This window comes from Segatella hominis (assembly GCF_019249725.2).
Taxonomy (GTDB): Bacteria; Bacteroidota; Bacteroidia; order Bacteroidales; family Bacteroidaceae; genus Prevotella.
In genome coordinates this window covers 1,032,969-1,056,107 of sequence record NZ_CP137559.1, presented here as the reverse complement: position 1 = coordinate 1,056,107, position 23,139 = coordinate 1,032,969, and the positions used below count along the sequence as shown (strand labels likewise).

General features: G+C 40.7%; 17 protein-coding genes. 7 read left to right on the top strand and 10 right to left on the bottom strand.

Features of this window, described 5'->3' with window-relative positions:
- Window positions 1–15: 15 nt before the first annotated feature.
- The 3 genes from KUA50_RS04190 to KUA50_RS04180 all read right to left on the bottom strand — a co-directional run bounded on the left by KUA50_RS04190 (window position 16) and on the right by KUA50_RS04180 (window position 4,034).
- Window positions 16–1,035 (bottom strand): FecCD family ABC transporter permease, encoded by a 1,020-nt coding sequence (locus tag KUA50_RS04190; RefSeq protein WP_218456199.1) that lies wholly within the window; start codon window positions 1,033–1,035, stop codon window positions 16–18.
- Window positions 1,036–1,424: 389 nt separating this feature from the next.
- Window positions 1,425–3,005: an OmpP1/FadL family transporter gene (locus KUA50_RS04185; RefSeq protein WP_218456335.1), complete on the bottom strand. Its 1,581-nt coding sequence runs from the start codon at window positions 3,003–3,005 to the stop codon at window positions 1,425–1,427.
- A gap of 42 nt (window positions 3,006–3,047) precedes the next feature.
- Entirely contained in the window at window positions 3,048–4,034 is a 987-nt protein-coding gene (locus KUA50_RS04180) for a hypothetical protein (RefSeq protein WP_147344132.1), read from the bottom strand.
- A 182-nt stretch (window positions 4,035–4,216) separates the two neighbouring features.
- Between KUA50_RS04180 and prmA the strand changes: the two genes are divergently transcribed.
- Window positions 4,217–5,083: a 50S ribosomal protein L11 methyltransferase gene (prmA, locus tag KUA50_RS04175; RefSeq protein ID WP_218456200.1), complete on the top strand. Its 867-nt coding sequence runs from the start codon at window positions 4,217–4,219 to the stop codon at window positions 5,081–5,083.
- Between the two features lie 137 nt (window positions 5,084–5,220).
- On the opposite strand, the gene KUA50_RS04170 is transcribed toward prmA, so the two are convergent.
- Both KUA50_RS04170 and KUA50_RS04165 read right to left on the bottom strand, forming a co-directional pair.
- Complete coding sequence (locus tag KUA50_RS04170) at window positions 5,221–6,111, bottom strand: glycoside hydrolase family 25 protein (RefSeq protein WP_218456336.1); 891 nt, start codon at window positions 6,109–6,111, stop codon at window positions 5,221–5,223.
- A gap of 66 nt (window positions 6,112–6,177) precedes the next feature.
- Window positions 6,178–7,827, bottom strand: a complete 1,650-nt coding sequence (locus KUA50_RS04165) for a diphosphate--fructose-6-phosphate 1-phosphotransferase (RefSeq protein WP_218456201.1) — start codon at window positions 7,825–7,827, stop codon at window positions 6,178–6,180.
- Between the two features lie 203 nt (window positions 7,828–8,030).
- On the opposite strand from KUA50_RS04165, the gene KUA50_RS04160 reads away from it, so the two are divergent.
- The 5 genes from KUA50_RS04160 to KUA50_RS04140 all read left to right on the top strand — a co-directional run bounded on the left by KUA50_RS04160 (window position 8,031) and on the right by KUA50_RS04140 (window position 14,389).
- On the top strand, window positions 8,031–8,303 hold the full coding sequence (locus KUA50_RS04160; protein WP_022111323.1) for a hypothetical protein: 273 nt from the start codon (window positions 8,031–8,033) through the stop codon (window positions 8,301–8,303).
- An 18-nt stretch (window positions 8,304–8,321) separates the two neighbouring features.
- Complete coding sequence (locus KUA50_RS04155) at window positions 8,322–8,879, top strand: 1-acyl-sn-glycerol-3-phosphate acyltransferase (protein WP_022111324.1); 558 nt, start codon at window positions 8,322–8,324, stop codon at window positions 8,877–8,879.
- 95 nt (window positions 8,880–8,974) lie between these two features.
- Window positions 8,975–11,590 (top strand): fibronectin type III domain-containing protein, encoded by a 2,616-nt coding sequence (locus KUA50_RS04150; RefSeq protein ID WP_256624152.1) that lies wholly within the window; start codon window positions 8,975–8,977, stop codon window positions 11,588–11,590.
- Between the two features lie 94 nt (window positions 11,591–11,684).
- Complete coding sequence (locus KUA50_RS04145) at window positions 11,685–12,026, top strand: hypothetical protein (protein WP_022111326.1); 342 nt, start codon at window positions 11,685–11,687, stop codon at window positions 12,024–12,026.
- A gap of 29 nt (window positions 12,027–12,055) precedes the next feature.
- Window positions 12,056–14,389, top strand: a complete 2,334-nt coding sequence (locus tag KUA50_RS04140) for a YgiQ family radical SAM protein (RefSeq protein WP_256624153.1) — start codon at window positions 12,056–12,058, stop codon at window positions 14,387–14,389.
- Window positions 14,390–14,783: 394 nt separating this feature from the next.
- Here the strand turns inward: KUA50_RS04140 and KUA50_RS04135 are convergent, their stop codons facing one another.
- The 5 genes from KUA50_RS04135 to KUA50_RS04115 form a co-directional block, all read right to left on the bottom strand.
- Window positions 14,784–15,815 (bottom strand): N-acetylmuramoyl-L-alanine amidase-like domain-containing protein, encoded by a 1,032-nt coding sequence (locus KUA50_RS04135; protein ID WP_318346070.1) that lies wholly within the window; start codon window positions 15,813–15,815, stop codon window positions 14,784–14,786.
- Between the two features lie 29 nt (window positions 15,816–15,844).
- Complete coding sequence (locus KUA50_RS04130) at window positions 15,845–16,759, bottom strand: DUF4421 domain-containing protein (protein WP_413777443.1); 915 nt, start codon at window positions 16,757–16,759, stop codon at window positions 15,845–15,847.
- Window positions 16,760–17,145: 386 nt separating this feature from the next.
- Window positions 17,146–18,129: a Gfo/Idh/MocA family protein gene (locus KUA50_RS04125; protein WP_022111330.1), complete on the bottom strand. Its 984-nt coding sequence runs from the start codon at window positions 18,127–18,129 to the stop codon at window positions 17,146–17,148.
- A gap of 35 nt (window positions 18,130–18,164) precedes the next feature.
- The gene (gene yihA, locus KUA50_RS04120; protein ID WP_118117302.1) at window positions 18,165–18,767 is read right to left on the bottom strand and encodes a ribosome biogenesis GTP-binding protein YihA/YsxC; all 603 of its coding nucleotides are present in this window, start codon (window positions 18,765–18,767) and stop codon (window positions 18,165–18,167) included.
- Between the two features lie 88 nt (window positions 18,768–18,855).
- Complete coding sequence (locus KUA50_RS04115; RefSeq protein ID WP_218456203.1) at window positions 18,856–20,691, bottom strand: ABC-F family ATP-binding cassette domain-containing protein; 1,836 nt, start codon at window positions 20,689–20,691, stop codon at window positions 18,856–18,858.
- 155 nt (window positions 20,692–20,846) lie between these two features.
- Between KUA50_RS04115 and rho the strand changes: the two genes are divergently transcribed.
- Window positions 20,847–23,042: a transcription termination factor Rho gene (rho, locus tag KUA50_RS04110; RefSeq protein WP_218456204.1), complete on the top strand. Its 2,196-nt coding sequence runs from the start codon at window positions 20,847–20,849 to the stop codon at window positions 23,040–23,042.
- The last annotated feature ends 97 nt before the right edge of the window (window positions 23,043–23,139 follow it).

Here is a 23,139-nt window from a genome sequence, read left to right as displayed (position 1 = left end):
TACCCTTTTACCTTTTTACCCTTTTACCTTTAATAATATATAAATGACAATCGGGGCTCCAAAGAGCGGAGTTACGGCATTGAGCGGCAACGTACCATTCCAGCAAGGCAATGAACACAGGAGATTACAGATTTGAGCCATCAGACTGCCTGCAATCATCGTAAAAGGGATGAGCAGTCGGTGATTGTCTGTAGATAAAAGCATCCGAGCCAGATGTGGAGTTACCAGTCCGATGAAAGCTATAGGTCCGCAAAAAGCTGTAACAACGGCAGTCAATACACCTGTTATTAATAAAAGTGTCAGTCGGATTTTTGATATTTCAAACCCCAAGCTTGCTGCATACTGTTCGCCTAATAATAGCGCATTGAGGGGTTTGCTCATCATCATGGCAAAGAAACTTCCTACCAGAATGACACCAGCCAGAAGCGGAACGTTTCCCATCGTAACATTTCCGAAACTACCCAATCCCCAAATCATATAAGACTTTACTCCCTCAGCCGTAGCATAAAAATTAAGAAGAGAGATGGCGCTGCTTGCCAAATACCCTATCATAATACCGATAATGAGAAGTACTACGTGACTTTTGACCATCGTAGAAAGCAGAGAGATTATGCAGATGATAATCATCGCTCCCACAAAAGCACTGACAAGAATTGCCAAGAAACCATTGGCGGTATAAGAACCTAAAGAAATATTTCCTCCAAGTATGAACATCACGATAGCTACTGCCAGACTTGCACCACTGCTAATGCCGAATACGTCCGGTCCGGCAAGTGGATTGCGGAAGGTTGTTTGAAGCAGTAATCCAGAAACCGACAATGCAGCTCCGGCTAAAAGTGCCGTAAAAGCCTGAGGAAGACGGGATTCCAAAACAATATAACTATATGAAGGATTTGCCACCCCCTCTCCTTTTCCGAGTAGGATGGCTATGATGTCTTGAATCGGAATTGAAACGCTACCTAATGCTAAACTTAACATAAACAGCAATAGAACAGCCATCAATCCTGCGATAGTATATATGAAAACTTTGCCCATAATCGTATTCTTATTTGAAATTCTATTCTTTAGTTTGAAATGATCATCTCCTTCAGAAATAACATATTACTTAGTCAGAAATATATTACCGCATCAGAAACAGCTTTTACTTCATCAGAAATAAATCAATACTCCATCAGAAAATAAAAAAAATAGGACCTGTTTCTCAACAAATCCTATTCACATACTTACTAAAACTAAATTAACCACTAAAAAAACTAATATTTTCTTGTATAAACAATCTGTTTTCATTTGCAAAGGTAGTACTTTTATTTGTAACCACCAAATTATTCTCGCCTTTTTTTCTTGAAAATTGCGAAAAAGCAAACTTTTAACAGTTATTGCCTATTTTCTGTCGCGTTTCTGTCTTTTTTCAAAGATATCTACATTTAAAATTTGTAAGATAAAGTCATCAGCAACTGATGACGATTGTTCTCAACTTTTGTTGCAGGAGCTATACAATCGTTCTCACAGTCATGATTATCATAGTAACTCATGAATGGATAGAAATCTCCCTTCTGGGCACTATACTGATAAGCCACATCGAAAGCCCAACCCTGATAGTTGAAACCTACACCGGCTGTAATGCGATTGGTAGCCTTCCAGTTGGTAAAGTCGCTGGAAGTTGCATAAGCTGTTCCAGGAGAAGCGATGCTCTGATCACGGTAACCTTCTTCCTTAAACATCGGAGATACATAATTATATCCGAGACGGATGGCAACCAATGGCATAGGCTTGTACTCCAAACCTAATTTCACGGTACTAACTCCACTCAGTGAAAAACGAGTGTTATCGTTCATGGCATCATCACTACTACTGGTCTCATAATAATCACCATACCAGGAATCATAATATCCACCATCCTTGATGCGGTTGTCCATATGGTCATACCAGGCGTATTCATAAGTTGCACCCAATGCAAGATAGTTGCCCACAGTATGTCCGAGACTGACACCTGCTTTCCATGCAGTATTCAGACGATAATCATAACTGCAGGTATTGTTAGAAAAAGCAGTATCATCATATCTCTTTACATCCACCATTTCCAGTCTGGAAGCACCACTCATGGTCAGGTCGTAATATACTGGCGAATTCAAGTAGGCACCGATGCGGAAAGGAGAATCATTCACAGGGCGGAAGATGACACCGGCCTTTACATCAAAACCAGTTCCATCAATCTTGAGACTCTCATAGTGGTCGGAAATCGCTCCGCCAGGATTATCAGATTTCAGGTTTTCAGAGTACATGGAATTGCTCTTATAGTTGACATCGTGCAAACCAATGGTAAGACCAAGCCAAACACGATTGTTGATAGAACCGCTGATGTTGAAATCATACTGTCCTATGTATCCTTTCTGAGTCTGACCATAGAGAAACTCATTGCCATTATAATAATACATATTTCCCATTTCATCATATCTCATCATCTTTTCATAATTAGCATCAACACCGGTCCATACCATATCTCCGCCTGTCTGACCATGAAAAGCAGCATATTTAATAGCAGTCAACTTGCTTTGAGAAGCCCCATTCAGATTGTTGGCTGCATTCAGAATCTGATTGAAATCAGCACTCTTGTGATAGTTAAATGCCAAATTGATGTAGCTACTTTTGCCGCGTGTAGGCGACCAGACAAAACCTACCTGATCAAGGCTTACATGTGATTTGCTTCCATCAAAATCAATAGTCGTATTATTGAACTTTGTATAGTTCTCTGCGTCAGTCTGCGCCATTACACCCGCAGAAAGGCTTACCTGATTCTTTCTGAACAAACCGATACCAGCAGGGTTAGAGCCGATGGTAGAAATATCTGCACCGAGGGCTTCCATGGCACCACCCATACCTACATAACGTGCAGTACCATTCAGACTGTTCTCTGCAAATTTAGTATCCTGGTAAGTTTCCTGAGCCAAGGCTGGGACTGCCATGAGTCCCAGCGCAGCTAACAAGAAATATTTAGAATTCTTCATCATGATTTCCAAACTTTAAATAAATTACTTATATTACATTTTTTATCTTCTGCCACCAAAGCTGCCGCCTCCGCCGGAACGTGAGCCTCCTCCAAAGCTACCGCCACCGAAGCTGCCGCCAGAATGACTTCCACCGAAACTACCTCCTCCAAAGTTACCACTTCTGTTGCCAAAGCCACTGAAGTTGGAATTACTATTGTTAGAGCGATTGGAATTGCCGAAACTGTTGTTGTAATCACGGTTAGAACGATTGCCGAAGTTACGATTGCCATACGAGTTATCATCCCTTCTGCCATTATAGCGGCCAGAATTATTACCCGGACCATTCCAACTGCGGTTGCCAGCATAACCCTTTGGATTTCCGCTATAGTGAACATGTCCTATCATCGGACCACCCCAGTACCAAGGATTGTAATATCCGCCCCATCCATACCAAGGAGAATACCAACCTCCATACCAGCCAGCATATCCGTAATACCAAGGATCGTAGAATGGGTCAAACCATGGGTCGTACCAACCTGCGTAATAACCATAGCGCCAAGGATTTCTCCAGCCCCAGTAGCCACTACGCCAGTAATAAGGTCCTACTCCATAATAATCATAGAACCACGGATTATAATAACCATCCCAACGACTCAAATCACGCGTGTATTCGAAATCCTCATCCTGATTGATGAATTTCTGAGCGAAAGCCTCATCGTCGTAAATAGAGTCTGGTTTGACACCTTTCTCAAGACGGAATGAAATAATGTCATTACCCAAAGAATCTGTAGTGATACCTTGATAATGACTCAATATTCTACCATTACGATTGTATTCGTCAACGGAACGTGGACTGCCCGACCAATGAATAGCATAAAGACTATCACGAACGGCACGTACTCTGGCATAAGCCTTCGCTCTCTGCTCACGGAGTGCAGCTTCTTTCTTGGCCTCCTGTTTCGGATTGAAATAGAGGTCATCGTCCTGAGCCATCGTTGTCAATGGCATCGCTGCTACAAGGACTGCAAGAAGAACAAATTTTTTCATTATATGACTCCTTTTATTTATTCTCTAACCAACTTTCTATACCAATATAATTAATTACATGCAAAAATATTGCTTATTCTCATGCAAAATTAAAGAAAAACCCTAAATAATGATAGGTTTTTCCCTATTTTTTATAATTTTGCAGTAGTTTTTTAGATTTAAATAAGAATTGAAGAATTGATATGAAATATTTAGTAGCAAAATTTAAGATTAAAGCCAGCGAGGATTTGATGCAAGTTTGCAAGGATCTGTTGGCTGACAGTGCAGCTGAAGCCGGATTTGAATCGTTTGAAGAAACTGAAGAAGGCATGGAGGCGTATGTGCAGAAAGAATTGTTTGATAAGGAAATACTCGATCAGAATATTAAAGAATTTCCTATTGAAGGAACTGAAATCTCTTACGAGGTAGAAGAAGCTGAAGATAAAGACTGGAATCAGGAATGGGAAGATCAGGGATTTGAACCGATTTGTATTGATGACCAGATTCTCATCTATGACGCCAAACATCCGGATCTCCACCCTACTACATCTCCAGACCATATTGAGATTGGAATCGAAGCTAAACTCGCCTTCGGTACAGGTAACCACGAAACGACACGCATGATTGTTTCTTCGCTCATGAACATGAATCTGTACAAGAAGCGTGTTCTTGATTGTGGTTGCGGTACTGGAATCTTAGGGATTGTGGCCTCTAAGTTGGGAGCAAGCGATGTGGTCGCTTATGATATTGATGAATGGAGTGTAGAAAATTCCAAGCATAATGCCCAGCTTAACGGCGTGAATAATATAAGCGTATATTTCGGCAATGCATCAGTCGTCAATCATATCAGTGGTATGTTTGACGTGGTTCTTGCCAATATCAACAGAAACATTCTCTTGGAAGACATGAATGTTTTCAGAAGTGTAATGAATGATGGCTGTTATCTGATTCTCAGCGGTTTCTACGTGGAAGACATTCCTGTGTTGCTGGAGAAAGCAAAGGAATTGGGATTGTCGGAAATCGAAAGAAAAAACGATAACAACTGGGCTTGTCTCATTCTCAAAAACTAATCAACTTCTGTATCTTTTAATGACAATTTCAGAGGTTTTTAAGGAAAATTTTGGATGCAGTAAATAAAGGGCTGCATCCAACTATATACTAAATCATAAAATCCTTTCTTTTAGGCAGATTTGCTAAAAGAAAGGATTTATTCTTCTTCATCTTCTTCGTCATATTCATCATCTCCAAAAAGACTTTCGCCTTTTGAACCAATACAGAGTTTTCGTAGGTCATAATAACTTCCGTTGTAGATATTGAAATCCACGTAGCCCTTAATGCCTGGTAGTTTACCAGCATCCGTATGCTGCCAGAACTTCCACTTTCCCTTGTACTGCACCTTATCTACATAATAATGCGCTATCCAATAAGGATAGTCATCAAAGACAGGAGCGCTCAGATACTTCTCCTTAAACTTATAATAGGTGTAGATAATCGGCTTGGCATGATACTTATCTTCTACGATATGCAGCCAGGTAAGTACATCACGCTGAAAATCTTCAACAGACTTATCTGCAGGCTTGTGCTCAATGTCCAGAACAGGCGGCAGGTCTCCATCTGTAAGATGTATCTTCTCCAGGAAGAAATATGCCTGATCGCGAGCAGAAGACTTATTACTCCAAAAATGATAAACACCACGGATAAAACCATAATCCCGCGCCTGATTAAAATTCTCTCTGAAATTATCATCCAGACGTGAGGAACCTTCTGTTCCCTTGATGATGATAAAGCGAACAGGACAGCCTTTTATCATCGCATTCTTGAGCTGCTCCCAATCAATCGTACCCTGATAATGCGAAATATCTATACCATGAATCTCATAACCTTCAGGATATTCTGCATCACCATACAAAGCACGCCACCGGAAACCAGTAGGACTTACGAAGAAATAATAAAAAGCCCAGATGTAAAGAAAAACAATCAATAATCCTCCTATCCACCATGCCCAACGGGGATATGAACGGAGGAAACGTGGTAAAAAAGAAGACGAACGCCTTCTTGCACGAGTATTACCACGTCGAGTCGTTTTCTTTCTCGGCATGCTATGTTTTTTCTGTGAAGAAGCCGTTCGTCTTGTTGACATATACTATAAAAATATAATACGATATTACTTAGCCTGCTCCAACTGGAGAGTCTTAGTGGTCTGATCGCAAACCTCTGTAGGACCCCAGTACTGGATAGGACCTGGATATACATAAGCAGTCTCCTTAGCCCACTGCTCACGCTTAGAAGCGAAGAACTTGAATGGAGCACCGTCGAGCTCTACGAGAGCCTTACGGATAACAGGCTTGTTAGCACCGTTACGACGCTCGATGTTCATCATCATAGTGATAGGCACACCACCAGCAATCCACTCAGCAGCAGGAGCTGTTGTGTTCTTGATTACTGACATATAACCTGTCTTACCATTAGCGATGAGGCAAGAAGCATTGAAACCGAGTGAGTAGCAGTAGTCTGCATCGTAGTTAGAAGGAGCAGCGCAGCGTCCCTCGTAACCGAAGAAGTGATGCTGAGCAGAGAACTTACCTACATACTTACCCTCCTTCTTCCAAGCAGCCAACTTCTCTGCTACCATGCGAGAGAGCAACTTCTCTGTCTCAATGAGAGAAACCTGAACGTTTCCGTGAGGGTCACGGTCGAGGCAAAGCTGACGAGCTACATCTGCTGGCAAAGACTCCAATACTGCGAGGTTGTCCTTAGCGATGGCACCCTTAACGAATGCAATCTGCTCCTCAGCACTTGCAAACTCACGGCTCTCGCCTGTAGCTGGATCAGTAAGAACCTCATTCAATTCAGCGATCAACTTCTTGATAGCAGGGATAAACTCGATCAAACCCTCAGGAATGAGAACAGTACCGAAGTTATTGCCATCAGCAGCACGGTCTGCTACAGCCTTAGCAATATATGTAACAACATCATCAAGTGACATTTCCTTAGCCTCTACCTCCTCAGAAATCAAGCAGATGTTAGGCTGAGTCTGGAGTGCGCACTCAAGAGCGATATGAGAAGCAGAACGACCCATCAACTTGATGAAGTGCCAGTATTTACGTGCAGAATTGCAGTCGCGCTCAATGTTACCGATGAGCTCAGAGTAAGTCTTACAAGCTGTATCGAAACCGAAAGAAGTCTCAATCTGCTCGTTCTTCAAGTCACCGTCGATAGTCTTAGGACATCCGATTACCTGAACGCCATACTTCTTAGCAGCGTAGTACTCTGCAAGTACACAAGCATTGGTGTTAGAGTCGTCACCACCGATGATTACGAGAGCCTTGATACCAAGTTCGCGAAGAATCTCGATACCCTTCTCAAACTGGTCTTCCTTCTCCAACTTAGTACGGCCAGAGCCGATGATATCAAAACCACCAGTATTGCGGTACTCGTCCATGATTTCAGAAGTAATCTCCATGTAGTTGTGATCTACGAGACCACCAGGACCGAGAATGAAACCATAAAGTTTGTTAGCAGGGTTGAGAGCCTTTACACCATCGAAAAGACCAGAAATCACGTTGTGACCACCAGGAGCCTGACCACCAGAGAGGATAACACCTACATTGAAAGAAGGGAGTTCCTTAGCCTCACCAGCTTCAAAAGTGATGACAGGCATTCCGTATGTATTAGGGAACAATGCCTTAATTTCATCCTGATTACCTACTGACTGTGTAGCTGCGCCCTCTACTGCCTTAACAGGGCCCTGAAGAGCCTTTGGCAACTTTGGCTGATAAGCAGCTCTTGCAATTTGCAATGCACTTTTTTCCATAATTATTCTTTAATATTTAAAAGTTGAAACTACAAAAACTTTGAAAAACACTGCAAAAATAACTTTTTTTTGCGAAATAATGAAAGAAAAAAGCTAAAATTGCGTTAATCAGTATTTTTTTTCGTTACTTATGCTTGGATTTCAAAGATTTTTGCTATCTTTGAGCATTCATTTCATAATTTTAAATTTAAAAGAATAACATTATGGCTAATAAAAGAGATTTAAAACGCACTATCAATTACATCACCAGCGAACTCTTCGCTGAGTGCGTAGCAGCCTCATTGTATAATGGCAAACCAGAGCAAGAAGACGTGGACGGCATCATTTCTGTCATTGTTATGACCAATACGAATTTCATCAAACGTGTCTCTCATCCGGAACCAGGTATGAAACAGACCGTATATTATAAGAATCTCGTTTCTGATTTCAACAAGCAAGTTTGTGAGATTATTGATCAAATTGCTAATCTCGCTTAGTCCTATACCTTATTATATATGTTACAGAATTTTTGTCGCTGGATTTTATATAAGAAATTAGGGTGGAAAAAGGATATCACGGTTGATTTGCCGGAAAAGTATATTATATGCTTAGCTCCGCATACAAGCAACTGGGATTTGTTTCTTGGACAGGCTTTTGCCAAGGCTGAAGGTATGAAGTCTAACTTCTTGATGAAAAAGGAATGGTTCTTCTGGCCTCTCGGTCCTATTTTCCGCAAGATGGGTGGCATTCCGGTCTGGAGAAGTAAGCATACGAGCATGACTGATAATTTGGCTGAAGAGGCTAAAAAGAGAAAGTCTTTTGTGCTTTGCATCACACCTGAAGGAACCCGTTCTCTTAATCCAGAATGGAAAAAAGGTTTCTATTTCATTGCACAGAAGGCTAATATTCCTATCCTGCTCTATGGTGCTGATTATGAAAAGAAGCTCATTCAGTGCACCAAGAAGATGATTCCATCAGGCGATGTAGATAAGGACATGCGCGAAATCAAACTTTATTTCAAGGACTTCAAGGGTAAAAAACCGGAAAAATTCACTATCGGAAACATCGATTGAAGTAAAAAGTAAATATCAAAACTTAGAAATAGGTAATGATAAAGGTAAGTAAACTTAGAAATAAGTCAGCTTATAAATAACTTAGAGGTAAAAAATTGAATAAGAAAAACTATCTTAAATATTGGGCATTCTGTTGCTGGCTATTGATGCCGGCAACTGCAAATGCGCAATATCTTGAAGGCAATACAAGGGCCTGGGGAGACATCGAATATACCGATGATCCCTGGGTCTTTAATGCATCACATCCTTACTTTATAACTGAAGGATTGCAGAACCGCCATCTTTCAGTATGGGCATCGCATGGCAGATATTATGATAATGATCAGAAACGCTGGAAATGGCAACGACCAAATCTCTTTGGTACTACCGAGGATTTGTTCACGCAAACCATTGTTATCCCTTATCTGATTCCGATGCTTCAGAATGCCGGTGCCATCGTTTTCACTCCACGTGAAAGAGATTGGCAAAAAAAGGAAATCATAGTTGATAATGATGATCCTATCAAAGCCAATTACTACAAAGAAACGGTAAATGGAAAGAAATGGAAAACAGGTAAGGAACCTGGATTTGCTGCAAAAAAGGCACTCTACAATGATGGGGAAAATCCTTTTACTGATGGTTCCATCAGAAAGGCTAAAGCCACTAAAAAGAAGAATTACAGTGAAATCAGCTATCAGCCAAATATTCCTGATGCTGGTAAATATGCTGTCTATGTAAGTTATCAGACTTTGCCTAAAAGTGTGAAGGATGCAAAATATCTCGTTTTCCACAAAGGGCAGGTTACGGAATTTACAGTCAACCAGAGAATGGGAGGCAGCACATGGGTCTATTTGGGCACATTTGATTTCGATAAAGGTTGCAATGAGTTCAATCGTGTTGTCGTGACCAATCAGGCTTCTTCCAAAGGTATCGTGACAAGTGATGCTGTAAGATTTGGAGGAGGTATGGGAAATATTCTTCGTGGCGATTACAACAGTGGGGTTCCTCGTTGTCTGGAAGGGGCAAGATATTACGCACAATGGGCAGGCGCTCCCTACTCTGTTTATGGAGGAAGAAAGGGCAAAAATGATTATGCTGATGATATCAATACCCGTTCGCTCATGACCAACTGGCTGGGTGGTGGTAGTGTCTATATGCCTGCTAAAGACGGCAAGAATGTACCTATTGAATTATCACTTGCCATTCATAGTGATGCGGGATACAATCCAGACGGCAAATCTGTATATGGATCTTTGGCTATTTGCACAACCAACTTCAATGATGAGAAATTGAATACGGGTATTTCCAGATTTACATCCAAGGATTTTGCCCAGGCATTGCTGAAGAACCTCGTTACAGACATGAGATATAAATATGGTGATTTTGGAGAACGCTATCTTTGGGACAGAAATTATTCTGAAACAAGATTGCCAGAAGTGCCTTCTGCCATCATCGAAACTCTCTCTCATCAGAGTTTCCCAGATATGAAACTGGCTCAGAATCCAATGGCTAAATTCACCATCGCTCGTTCACTATACAAGACCATTCTCAGATATGTTTCCTCCAATCATGGCAAGAAATATACGGTTCAACCTTTGCCTCCAAATCACTTTTCTGTAGAAGTGAACAATCAGGGAATAGCTACTCTTTCATGGAGTCCGCAGACTGATAAAACAGAACCGACAGCAACTCCTACCTCTTATGTCTTGTATATAGCAGAAGGAAGAGGTGGCTTCGATAATGGGCAAATTATCAGAACTGCTGCCTGCCAGATCAAACTGGAACCTGGTAAGACGTATAGCTTTAAGGTGACCGCACTGAACAAAGGTGGAGAAAGTTTTCCATCTGAGACATTGGCTGCTCTCTACAATCCGAAAGCTCACCATACCGTATTGATAGTCAACAACTTTCATCGTTTGGCTGCACCTCAAGTGATAGACAATGAAGCGGAACAAGGCTTTGATTTTGATCAGGATCCTGGAGTAAGTTATGGCCTGAATGCTGGATGGAATGGTAAGCAGAGAGTTTTCAAACGTTCTAAAATGGGCGTGATGACTGCTGATGGACTTGGGTACTGCGGTGACGAAATGGCAGGAAAAATGATTGCAGGTAATGATTTCAATTATCCAGTAGAACATGCCAGAGCAATTGCTACTTCTAATCTGTATAGTATTGCCAGTTGCTCCAGCGAAGCCATCCTTTCGGGTAAGGTAAATATGGGCAAGTACTCAATAGTTGATTTGATCAATGGACTCGAAAGATATGATGGCTACACGCCTGAATACTACAAATCTTTTACCCCTACCATGATCAATAAGATTGAGAATTACATGCATCATGGAGGACGTTTATTGGTGAGCGGCTCCTACATCGGAAGCGATATGCAAACGGATGAAGAGAAGAATTTCCTGGCTAATACGCTGAAGGTGCAATATCAGGTTTCAGACAGTCTGAAAGCCACACCGATGGTTAACGGATTAGGAATGAACTTTGATTATTACGACAAATTGAATGACAAGCACTACGCTGCAACACATCCTGATATTCTTGCCCCAATTGATGGGGCTATCTGCACAATGCAATATATAAATGGAGCAAGTGCTGCTGTAGGATATAAAGGCAATGGGTATGGTTCATTCACCATGGGCTTCCCATTCGAGTGTATCAAGAATGAGCAGACACGCGTACAGTTAATGTCTGGTATTCTCAAGTATTTACTTGACAACAAGTAATAATACTGTTTTCTGATATATTCAACAAGTCAATGCATTCAACAAATCTGAATATGATAAAAAAGAAATAATAACCCTTTAAATGTAGAATATTATGTATAAAATTCAAGCAAACCAATCAGGTACTCGCTCTATTGAAGTAAGCGACCTGCATCTTGAAACTATTGATAAGTATCAGCTTCTTCGCAATCTGGTGGACAGTAATGGAATCATTGATGAAGAAGTACTTGAAAAATTGAAGTTGAATGTCCGCTCTTTATTGGAAGCAGACAACTGTCAGGACAAGAATCTTTTGGATCTATGCCTTGACGTTATTTATAATAGCAATATGAAAGCCTTAGGCCTTCATAACCTGGTATTGCTATATGTAGATTGGAAAGAGAAGAAGGAAACTGAGGAGGCAACAGAAGCTGAACCAGACGCGGTTAATGACTAACTCCTGAACCTCTTTAAGACAGATTTTAAATGGATTATAAATTAACAGATTTTTTACCAACAACTAAGAAAGAATGTGAACTCAGAGGGTGGGACGAACTGGACGTTATCCTGTTTTCAGGAGATGCCTACGTAGATCATCCATCCTTTGGTTCTGCTATACTTGGCAGAATCCTTGAAGCCAATGGCTACCGTGTGGCTATTGTGCCTCAACCAGACTGGCATGGTGATTTCCGTGATTTCAAAAAGCTCGGACGTCCACGTCTGTTCTTTGGCGTTTCTCCAGGAGCCATGGACTCGATGGTAAACCGCTATACTGCCAATCGCCGTATGCGAAGTGAAGATGCATTCAGTCCAGACTCGCGCCATGACATGCGTCCAGACTATCCTTCTATCGTCTATACTCAGATATTGAAGAAACTTTTCCCTGATGTACCTGTGGCTCTTGGCGGTATAGAAGCTTCGTTGCGCCGTATCAGTCACTATGATTATTGGAAAGACGAACTGCGCAAGTGTATTCTCTGTGATTCAGGTGCCGACCTCATTCTCTATGGAATGGGTGAACGTTCTATTGTGGAACTTGCCAACGCTTTTGCTGAAGGAAAGACAATGGACGAGATTCACGAAATGCCACAGGTTGCTTTCTATTGTAAGGAAAAGGATATTCCTGGTGGTTTCAAGGATGATGACATCATCCTGCATAGCCATGAGGAGTGTCTTCACAACAAGAAAGGTCAGGCTGAGAATGTGCGCCATCTGGAGGAAGAAGCCAATAAGATGCATGCACAGAGAATGATTCAGGAAGTGGATGGAAAATATGTTGTGGTCAACCCTCCTTTCCCTCTGATGACAACAGAGGAATTGGATGCAGCTTTCGATTTGCCATACACCCGTCTGCCTCATCCGAAATATAAAGGGAAAACGATTCCTGCGTATGAGATGATCAAGTTCTCTGTCAACCTGCACCGTGGCTGTTTTGGCGGCTGCTCTTTCTGCACCATCTCTGCTCACCAGGGCAAATTTGTGGTATGCAGAAGCAAGGAAAGTATTCTGAAGGAGGTGAAGAAAATCATCGCAATGCCTGATTTTAAAGGATACTTGAGCGATTTAGGCGGTCCATCAGCTAATATGTATGGAATGCATGGCAAAAATCAGAAGGCCTGTGAGGTGTGCAAACGTCCATCATGCGTAAATCCCCAGATTTGTCCAAACCTCAATACCGATCATAGCAAACTCCTCGAAATTTATCATGCAGTTGATGCCCTGCCTGGTATCAAGAAAAGTTTTATAGGTAGTGGTGTCCGCTATGATTTGCTATTGCATAAAAGCAAGGATGAGAAGGTGAATCAGGCTGCAAGGGAATATACCCGCGAGCTGATTACCAAGCATGTGAGCGGACGACTGAAAGTGGCACCAGAGCATACAAGTCCGGAAGTTCTCAAGTTCATGCGTAAGCCATCGTTCGACTTATTCTATGAATTCAAACGTATCTTCGATAAGATCAACAAAGAAGAGGGGCTCAATCAGCAAATCATTCCTTATTTCATCAGTTCACATCCGGGCTGTCATGAAGAGGATATGGCAGAATTGGCTGTTATAACCAAGGGACTGGATTTCCATCTTGAACAAGTACAGGACTTCACTCCTACTCCGATGACAATCTCTACGGAAACCTGGTACACAGGATATGATCCATACACTCTGGAACCAGTTTTCAGTGCCAAGACTCAGAAGGAAAAACTCGCTCAGAGAATGTTCTTCTTCTGGTATAAACCGGAAGAAAGAAGGGCTATAGAATCTGAATTACGTAGAATTGGCAGAAGCGACCTGATTGCGAAACTATATGATAAGCGTGATATGAAAGGCGGGCACACTTCTGCAAGATTCGATGAGAAAGCTGTAGGCTCTACTTATGACAACCCAGGCGTTGGTCGTGGTGCAAGAGGAAAGAACAGACAGGGAAATTCTTCTTACGGCCCCAATTCCGGAAGAAATGGTAGAAATCAATCATACCAACCTAAGGGATATGGCAATGTAGGATGCTATGATGAGGATAAATATCTCAATAATGGCAAACCTCTGAATGCCCGTAACCATCATGAGGGTTCACAAAGACCACTATCTCCTCGCGAACTTGCCAAGTCTGTAAAAGAGCAGTTGAAAGCCGATAAAGGTTCTGGATTCTTCAAGGATAAAAAGAAAAAGAGTTTCAACCCTAATTTTGATGAAGGAAATCATAGACGCGGTGACATGAGTCAAAATCGTGGAAACGGCAAACAAAATCATGGAAATGGTAGAAATTCAGGATCTTTCTCTGGAGATAATAGAAATAAAGGCAATTCCGGAAGAAGAGGTAAAAGATAATCATCATTACTATATTTAGGGCAAGTTCTCAATAGAAGTGCAAAAATATAGCAGTGATGTTAAAATAAAAAATGAACAGTCATTGAATTGAAAGAAACGTTTTCAAGACAAATGACTGCTCATTTTGCGCATTTCACCCAAGAGAGAGAACCAACTTGTTTTCTTATAGTGCTCGGGGGCAGCACCAATGTGCCCTGACTATAGCACTTTGGTGCCCTCCAAAAAGCATTTTTATAGGAATGAGAGATACGAGTGCTATCTCCGAAAGATAGGTGTGCTAAATGACTTGTTTCTATTCCCCAATAGCCTAACTTTTTAGGAAAGTCAAAAACAAACATTTAAAACTTATCCACAGACTATAGGTACAATAATAATTTAAAATATATTCTCAAAATCATTTAGCTCCATCAACAACTCTGCAAACTCTGATTCCTATCTGGCTCGGATGTTTCATCATATAAGTACGCAGAAGCATTGGTTCATCAATTACCTTCTTGTGAATACTGCTTGCATTAAGCATATGGAGTCCATCTTGATGCCAAGATGCTATTCCTATATGCGTCGTATCAAGTCCCTTTTTATTGGTTATCATGACAAGGATGTCGCCATTATGAATGGTATTTCTGAATAAACGACTATCCACAATCTGCTCTTTTGGAATATACCGATAACTTTTACCACTAATCTGCTCTTCCAATGCTTTAATACCTTGAAGTCGCTTTGTATTATTTTTTAGCATCTTATAGCTCTGCTGATGAGTAGTCATCCAATTCACAGAAACATGCTGAACTTTGGTGAAAGGAGGATTGTTCTGAATATCAGTAACAATGCCTTCCTCTGCATTATCACTAATCCAAACAGTAAAATAATGCTGTCTCTTTTCATAGACAATTTCTCCATTGATATAACGGACATGCTGAAGCTGTCGGAAAAAATCTGAGAAATCCCTTTTTCCATTCCCGGACATGCAACGAGTCAATGCTGTCACAATTTCAACAAAAGTCGTACAGTCGAGTTCTGAAGTATTAATAACCAGTTTTTCTTCCTCCGCCCTATCCAAAGTTCCTCCTACATACGGAACACCTATGAATTTCTTTCCAAACCAAAGCATCCAACTTTTCGGTTTTGCTTTGAGTTGGGAAGCCTCTCGAAGTAAGGAGTTGATACGGGAAATATCTGACTGACTATATGTAGCATCAACCTGATAATGTGCTGTATCGTCAGTACGATGACTAACGACTTTGTCAGATGAAGTCTTTAATGGAGAAAGATGAGCATCCTGATAACTATCAATATTCTCCTTCTTAACTCCATTAGAAACCGACTTAGGATGCGGTTCGAACGTACAACTTCTCGTTTGTCCTACAGCCAATAATGTAGCCAGATTTAAAATCTGACTGGCTAAAATAAACTTAAAATACATCATATCAATTATGTTTTTACTTGATGGAATCGTTAATGGTGTCGCTTACGACCAAAGTTCACACCTACATAGATATTCAGCGAGCCAAAAGAACTGTTTGTAGAAAACTGTTCTTTTTTATAATTATAAGTATGGATTACTGCGCTGGCTCCAGCATACCACTTCGTATTATTCCATACAATTCCAAACCGACCAATACCATCAAGATTGAAATTATTGAAACTGAAATCATGAATATCCAATCTGCTATGTTCTGTATCTGATTTCGATTTGTTGTAAGCAAGACCTACCGAAAGCGAAGCATTAAAGAGGAAGTTCTTTGCAAATACCCAATTATAAGCATATCCGCAAGAAACCGAGATGTCTGAATATTTCACCTTCGAGAAGGTTAAAGTACTATCTATTCTTGATTTTCCATCTTCCTTTTTTCCTAATTTCTCATCTACAAGAGAACTCAACTTATCCCAGTCAACATCAAGCGTATGCCGCATATAACCAATCCCTAAGAGCATAGAACCAGCACTTTTTCTTTGACAGGTACTTTGCGAGTAAGCTGCTGGGTATGAGAATTTTCTATGATTGAAGATATAGTAAAGATTGAACCCTTTAATACTGGACTTAAAACCATCAAAAGGAACTTTGTGCATCGGTGATGTATCAAGTTCGCTGCTCAGATTCATGCGTTGTACATGGTAATCATTACCCGTTTGTCTCCAAAATAAATCGATGCCCAACATACTGCTATATAAGCTCAAGTCAAACTCTTTCTTATTGGTATGTTGTGAACTCGCATTGATATGTTTGAGGTCAACGGTGTAACCAAGGAACACCCAGCGCCAACCCAGATAAGGCCCCAGTCGGAAGGTTGGATCGGGTGCAAAAGATATGCGCTGGCCTTCCTTGCTGGAAAGCGTATATTCCTCATAAGTATTCGTATTCTGAAGCATTACTGTATAATTATAATGCTGCGGTTCTATATAGGAACTGTCCGTAACATTAAATTCACGGAAAAACTTCGTAAAAACATCCCCCACACGATGGAAAAAAGTCTTTTTATGTTTTTCCCTAATGAGACTATCAGGTGAATTGGATTGAAACATCGATCTATTGAAGAGAACGTTGAAACCGATAGAATCACGCTCCCCTATTTCCGTTGCATGAATAGATGCAACGGAAAACAGCAAAAATAATCCTATATAATATCTCTTCATCTCAATCACGATGTTTATTACTTTACAGAATACGAGTAAAAACTTATTTAAAATTCTATCAGAAATCTGATTAAATCAGAAACCAGAGTAGCCGAATGAATATTCATCAGCCCTATGAGCCTCTAGTTTTTCCAAAGAATACGGTCAAGTACCCAATTGGTAGGAGTAGCAGAAATAGCAGTACATTCACAAATACCTATTCCTTGTAAATCTTCTATCACCTTCTGGATGATTGGTAATTGAACGTATGGTGGATTTGGAACAACGATATCTTTCTTTCCTTCGGAATTAATTAATCGGATAGGTTCGTAATTGAAAACCGAGAAAGACAGTGATCCCTTGTCACCAATGATTTCGATACAATCTTCCTTAGCACTTTCATGTCCAACAAAACACCAGCTTCCACTGCCAGGAATGCCACTTTCAAAGAAGAAACATGCAGAAATCGTATCTTCAGCTTCATACAAGTGAGCACGATTTGCCGGATATCCGTGAGCACGTGTTATCACACCAAACAAATCTTGCAAAAGATCAATCTGATGTGGAGCTAAATCATAAAAGTAGCCACCACCAGAAATATCCGGTTGCAATCTCCAAGGCATTTCCTTTCCACTATGATAGTCTAAATCGCGAGGTGGAACAGAAAATCTTACCTGCACATTGATGACATCTCCAATTCCTCCACTTTGAATAATTTCCTTAACTTTCTGGAAATAAGGGAGATAACGGCGATAATAAGCAACAAAACATGGCACACCTGTCTGTTCGCTAATACGATTGATACGAATACAGTCGTTATAGCTTGCAGCCAGAGGCTTCTCAACATAAACAGGTTTACCAGCCTTCATAGCCATAATAGCAAAAGTGGCATGAGAAGAAGGTGGCGTGGCGATATAGACCGCATTTACATCAGGGTCATCAATAAGTTCTTGAGCATCAGTGTACCATTTTCTGATATGATGGCGCTCAGCATAACTGCGCGCTTTCTTTTCACTTCTGCTCATAACCGCAACAACTTGTGAGCCAGGAACTTCATTGAATGCTGGTCCTGACTTTTTCTCGGTTACCTCACCGCAGCCGATAAATCCCCACTTAATTTCTTTCATTGATTCTGATATTAATATTTGAAGTGTTCAGAAACTTACTCACTCAAAGACTTGTTGATTTCATCGATATAATCAAGCACTTCATCCCTTCCCATTTTCTTTTCACTACTGGTTATAAAATAAGGAGGGAGTTCTTCCCAGCGATCCTCCAATGCTTGCATCCACTTCTGGGCATTCATTCTTGCCTTTACAGGACCTAACTTGTCTGCCTTGGTAAACACAATGCAGAAAGGAATGTTACTTTCGCCCAACCAATCTACAAATTCACGATCTATCTTCTGCTGCTCATGGCGAACATCAATCAATACGAATACATTTGCCAACTGAGGGCGCTGAAGAATATAACCAGCAATCATCTGTTCCAGTTGCTTCTGAACAGTCTTGGAGCGCTTGGCAAATCCATAACCAGGAAGGTCAACCAAATACCATTCGTTATTGATGATAAAGTGGTTGATTAACAGAGTTTTACCTGGTGTGGCTGAAGTTTTTGCTAAACCTTTATGATTGCAAAGCATATTGATAAGACTTGACTTACCTACATTACTTCTGCCAATAAAAGCATACTCTAATTTATTATCTTTAGGACACATACTCACTCGAGGAGCAGATATCGTAAATTCTGATTTTTTAATCTCCATTGTTACTGATATTATGTTACGATTATTATTTTATACGTTATACTTTCCCCCCATCCAGTTTCTTTATTAGAATACCGGATATCGGTTATTAAAGCAATTCTGAAAGCTCAAGCCATCTCATTTCCTTTTCGTCAAGTTCATCCTTGATTTGTGGCAATCTCTTGCTTTTTTCTGTCAGTTCCTCCACGCTCAGTTTTCCGCTACAGAGTTCTTCCTCCAATAGCTTCTGTTCTTTCTCTAAAGCTTCGATTTCCTTTGAAAGTTGTTCGTACTCACGTTTTTCCTTAAAGGACATCTTCCGTTTGTTTTCGAAGTTTACATCACGTTTAGCAGTACCACTGGCATTATCACTATTCTTTGCATCAGTTGTCTTTGACGCCGATTTTGCCTTAGTGGATTCGTCTTCATTTTCCTTAGCTTGCAACCTGCTCCAATCACGATACTGGGTATAGTTGCCAGGGAAATCCTGAATATCACCCTCTCCCTTGAACACAAGCAGATGATCTACAACCTTATCCATGAAATACCTGTCGTGACTGACTACTATAACACATCCAGGGAAATCCTGAAGATATTCCTCCAGAACCTGCAACGTCTGAATGTCCAGGTCATTAGTAGGCTCATCCAGAATGAGGAAATTCGGATTACGCATCAATACGGTACACAGATAAAGCTTTCTCTTTTCTCCTCCACTCAACTTATATACATAATTATGTTGTTCCTCCGGTGTAAAGAGGAAGAATTGAAGAAACTGAGAAGCAGTCATGTGTTTACCGCCACCGAGATCGATATAATCGGCAATTTCCGTAATTACATCTATAACCTTCTGGTCCTCACGGAATTTCAGACCTTCCTGCGAAAAATAACCAAAGCGTACAGTCTCACCGATATCAAATTTACCCTCATCAGGATTCACTTCACCCAAGAGCATCTTGATAAACGTCGATTTACCGGTACCATTATTACCCACAATACCCATTTTCTCAAAACGGGCAAAGTTATAATAAAAATGGTCGAGTATCACCTTTTTATGACCGTGATCTTCAAAAGCCTTGCTAACATACTGGCATTCAAAAATCTTGCTACCAATATAAACTGTCGAAGCCTTCAGTCTGACCTGCCTGTCCTCAATGCGCTGTTTGGCAACTTTTTCAAGTTCATAGAATGCCTCTTCACGATAGCGCGCTTTATGACCACGGGCTTGTGGTTGTCTGCGCATCCAGTCAAGTTCTCTTCTATACAAATTTTTAGAATGTTGTATCTCAGCACGAAGATTGTCCATTCTTTCCTGACGTTTCTCCAGATAATATGCATAGTTACCTCGATAGGTATAAATAGTCTGATCGTCCAATTCAAGGATAACATTACAAACCTTATCAAGGAAGAAACGATCATGAGTAACCATGAAAATAGTCTTGTTTCCACGATTCAGATAACCCTCCAGCCATTCTATCATTTCCAGATCCAAATGGTTAGTAGGCTCATCCAGCATCAGAAAATCAGGTTCTTCTATGAGTACATTAGCAAGTGCCACACGTTTTTGCTGACCACCACTGAGCTGACCCATAGGTTGCTCTAGATTGGTGATATGCAGTTGTGTAAGTATCTGTTTAGCTTTCAGTACCTTTTCCGGATCTCCATTATGATTGAAGCAAGCATCCAATACTGTCTCCTCTGGATCAAAGTCTGGTGATTGCTCCAAATAACCGATTTTCAAGTCTCTACGATATATAATATCACCGTTTTCATACCCCTCTTTATTCATCAGTACAGACATAAGAGTAGATTTGCCCGTACCATTACGTGCAACAAGTCCCACCTTCTGTCCTTCTGCGATGGAAAAAGAGATTTTATCGAAAAGAACCTGTGCTCCAAAGCGCTTTGTAAGGTTCTGTACATCTAAATATGGTGTCTGATTTGCCATTTTTATTGAAATTTTGTGCAAAGATACAAAAAAAATTTGGCAGAAACGATTTTTTTAATTATCTTTGCACTCGGAATTTGTACGATAGGTGTTTCTCCTCTTGAAACACCTTTTTATACTATCAAGAATCATATACAATATAACTATTATAAATAATGTATAGCAAAGACGAATTAACTTCTAGGAATGTCGCAACATTGAAGGACATTGCTAAGCAAATTGGCGCAAAGATTAAATCAAGCGACAACAAGGAGACTATCATCTATGCCATCCTTGACGCTCAGGCAGAAACAGCGCCTCAACCAGTAAAAAGAAAGAGAGCTCGCATTGCCAAAACAGAAGATAAGGTTTACACTGTCAAGGGAAAAGACGGTGAAAACTTTGACGTGATGAAAAATCAAGCTACAGGTCCTTCTGCACACGAGGAACCTAAATTATTTAATGAGTCTGATAAAACTCAAGAAGGAACACAGTCGGTTTCTGAACCAGCAAACTCAAATACTGAACCACAAGAAAACAAAAATACAGAAGTTAGTGATCAATCAACAAATTCCCCAGAGGAACCTGTTATTGACTTTCCAAAGCATCGTGGTAGAAAAAGCAAGGCTGAATTGGAAGCTATTGCTATAGCGAAAGCTGCTGCGCTTAAAAAACTGCACGAAGCTAAGTTGGCTACCCATGATACCATTAACACCGAAATGAACTCTTCTGAAAACGAGAATGCCCAGAAAGAACTGCCTGCTAATGCATTATCTGCAGAAAATAAGGTTTCAGAAAGTAATGCTGGCATGGACAATACTGAAGAAAGTAAGAATGAAGGAAATACAGTTGCAGAGAATGATTCTACTACTACTTCCGATTCTTCTTTAAGTGGTACTGATAACTTAATTCCTGAGCAAGTTTTCGATCATTCAAAAGAAACAAATGGTCAGAATAATGAATTGTTTGCACAGTTGCAGGCTAAGATGAATGCTCAAAATGAGGAAGAAGTATACCAGCAGAATGCAACAGTTCAGACACCAAATAATGGCTATGTACAAGTCTGGGAAAACGATCCAGGTGATGGGACAGATTTCATCCCTGTAGTTGATTTACCTATTGAAGATCAGTCTGCTTTGCCATCTTTCGACATATTTGACAGACCGATGAATTCTGCGGCAGCAAACCAACAAAACCAAGCTGTTCTGTCGGATGCACAGGAAGAACAGGAACAAGAACCATTATATGATTTCAGTGACATCATTACATCCAATGGTGTTCTCGAAGTAATGCCTGACGGTTACGGATTCCTTCGCAGTAGTGACTATAATTATTTATCTTCTCCTGACGATGTATATGTTGCTTCCAACTTTATCAAGCGATATGGTCTCAAAACTGGCGATGTTGTTCTCTGTAAGGTACGCCCACCTCATGAAGGTGAGAAGTATTTCCCATTAACTTCTGTTGTCAAGATTAATGGTCGTGAGCCATCAGAAATTAGAGACAGAGTTCCATTCGAGCATCTTACTCCACTCTTCCCTAACGAGAAATTCTCTCTCTGTGGAAATCGCTCGACCACCAATCTCAGCACAAGAATTGTAGATTTGTTCTCGCCAATCGGTAAGGGTCAGCGTGCTTTGATTGTAGCTCAGCCTAAAACGGGTAAGACTATTTTGATGAAGGATATTGCAAATGCGATTGCTGCCAACCATCCGGAGGCTTATCTGATGATGCTTCTCATCGACGAACGTCCAGAGGAGGTTACTGATATGGCTCGTACTGTAAATGCAGAAGTAATTGCATCTACATTTGATGAACCGGCAGAGCGCCACGTGAAAATTGCAGGTATCGTCTTGGAAAAAGCAAAGAGAATGGTAGAATGCGGCCACGACGTTGTCATCTTCCTTGATTCTATTACACGATTAGCTCGTGCTTACAATACTGTTGCACCAGCTTCTGGTAAGGTTCTTACTGGTGGTGTGGATGCCAATGCTCTACAGAAACCAAAACGTTTCTTTGGTGCTGCCAGAAATATTGAGGGAGGTGGATCGCTGACGATTATTGCTACAGCTCTGATTGATACAGGTAGCAAGATGGATGAAGTTATCTTTGAGGAATTCAAGGGTACGGGTAATATGGAGTTGCAGTTGGATCGTTCTCTCAGCAACAAACGTATCTTCCCTGCTGTCAATCTGGTTGCTTCATCTACACGTCGTGATGATCTCTTGCAGGATAAGATTACCCTCGACCGTATGTGGATTCTGCGCAAGTACATTTCAGACATGAACCCAATTGAGGCTATGAATACCATCCACAATAGCATGCAGCATACAAGAAATAATGATGAGTTCTTACTCTCTATGAACTCATAAGAATGAAAATAAAGTTATCCTATTTATAATTTAGGAGAACATAAATAATAAACGGTCATTTGTACAAACTGATGTTACAAATGACCGTTTATATTTT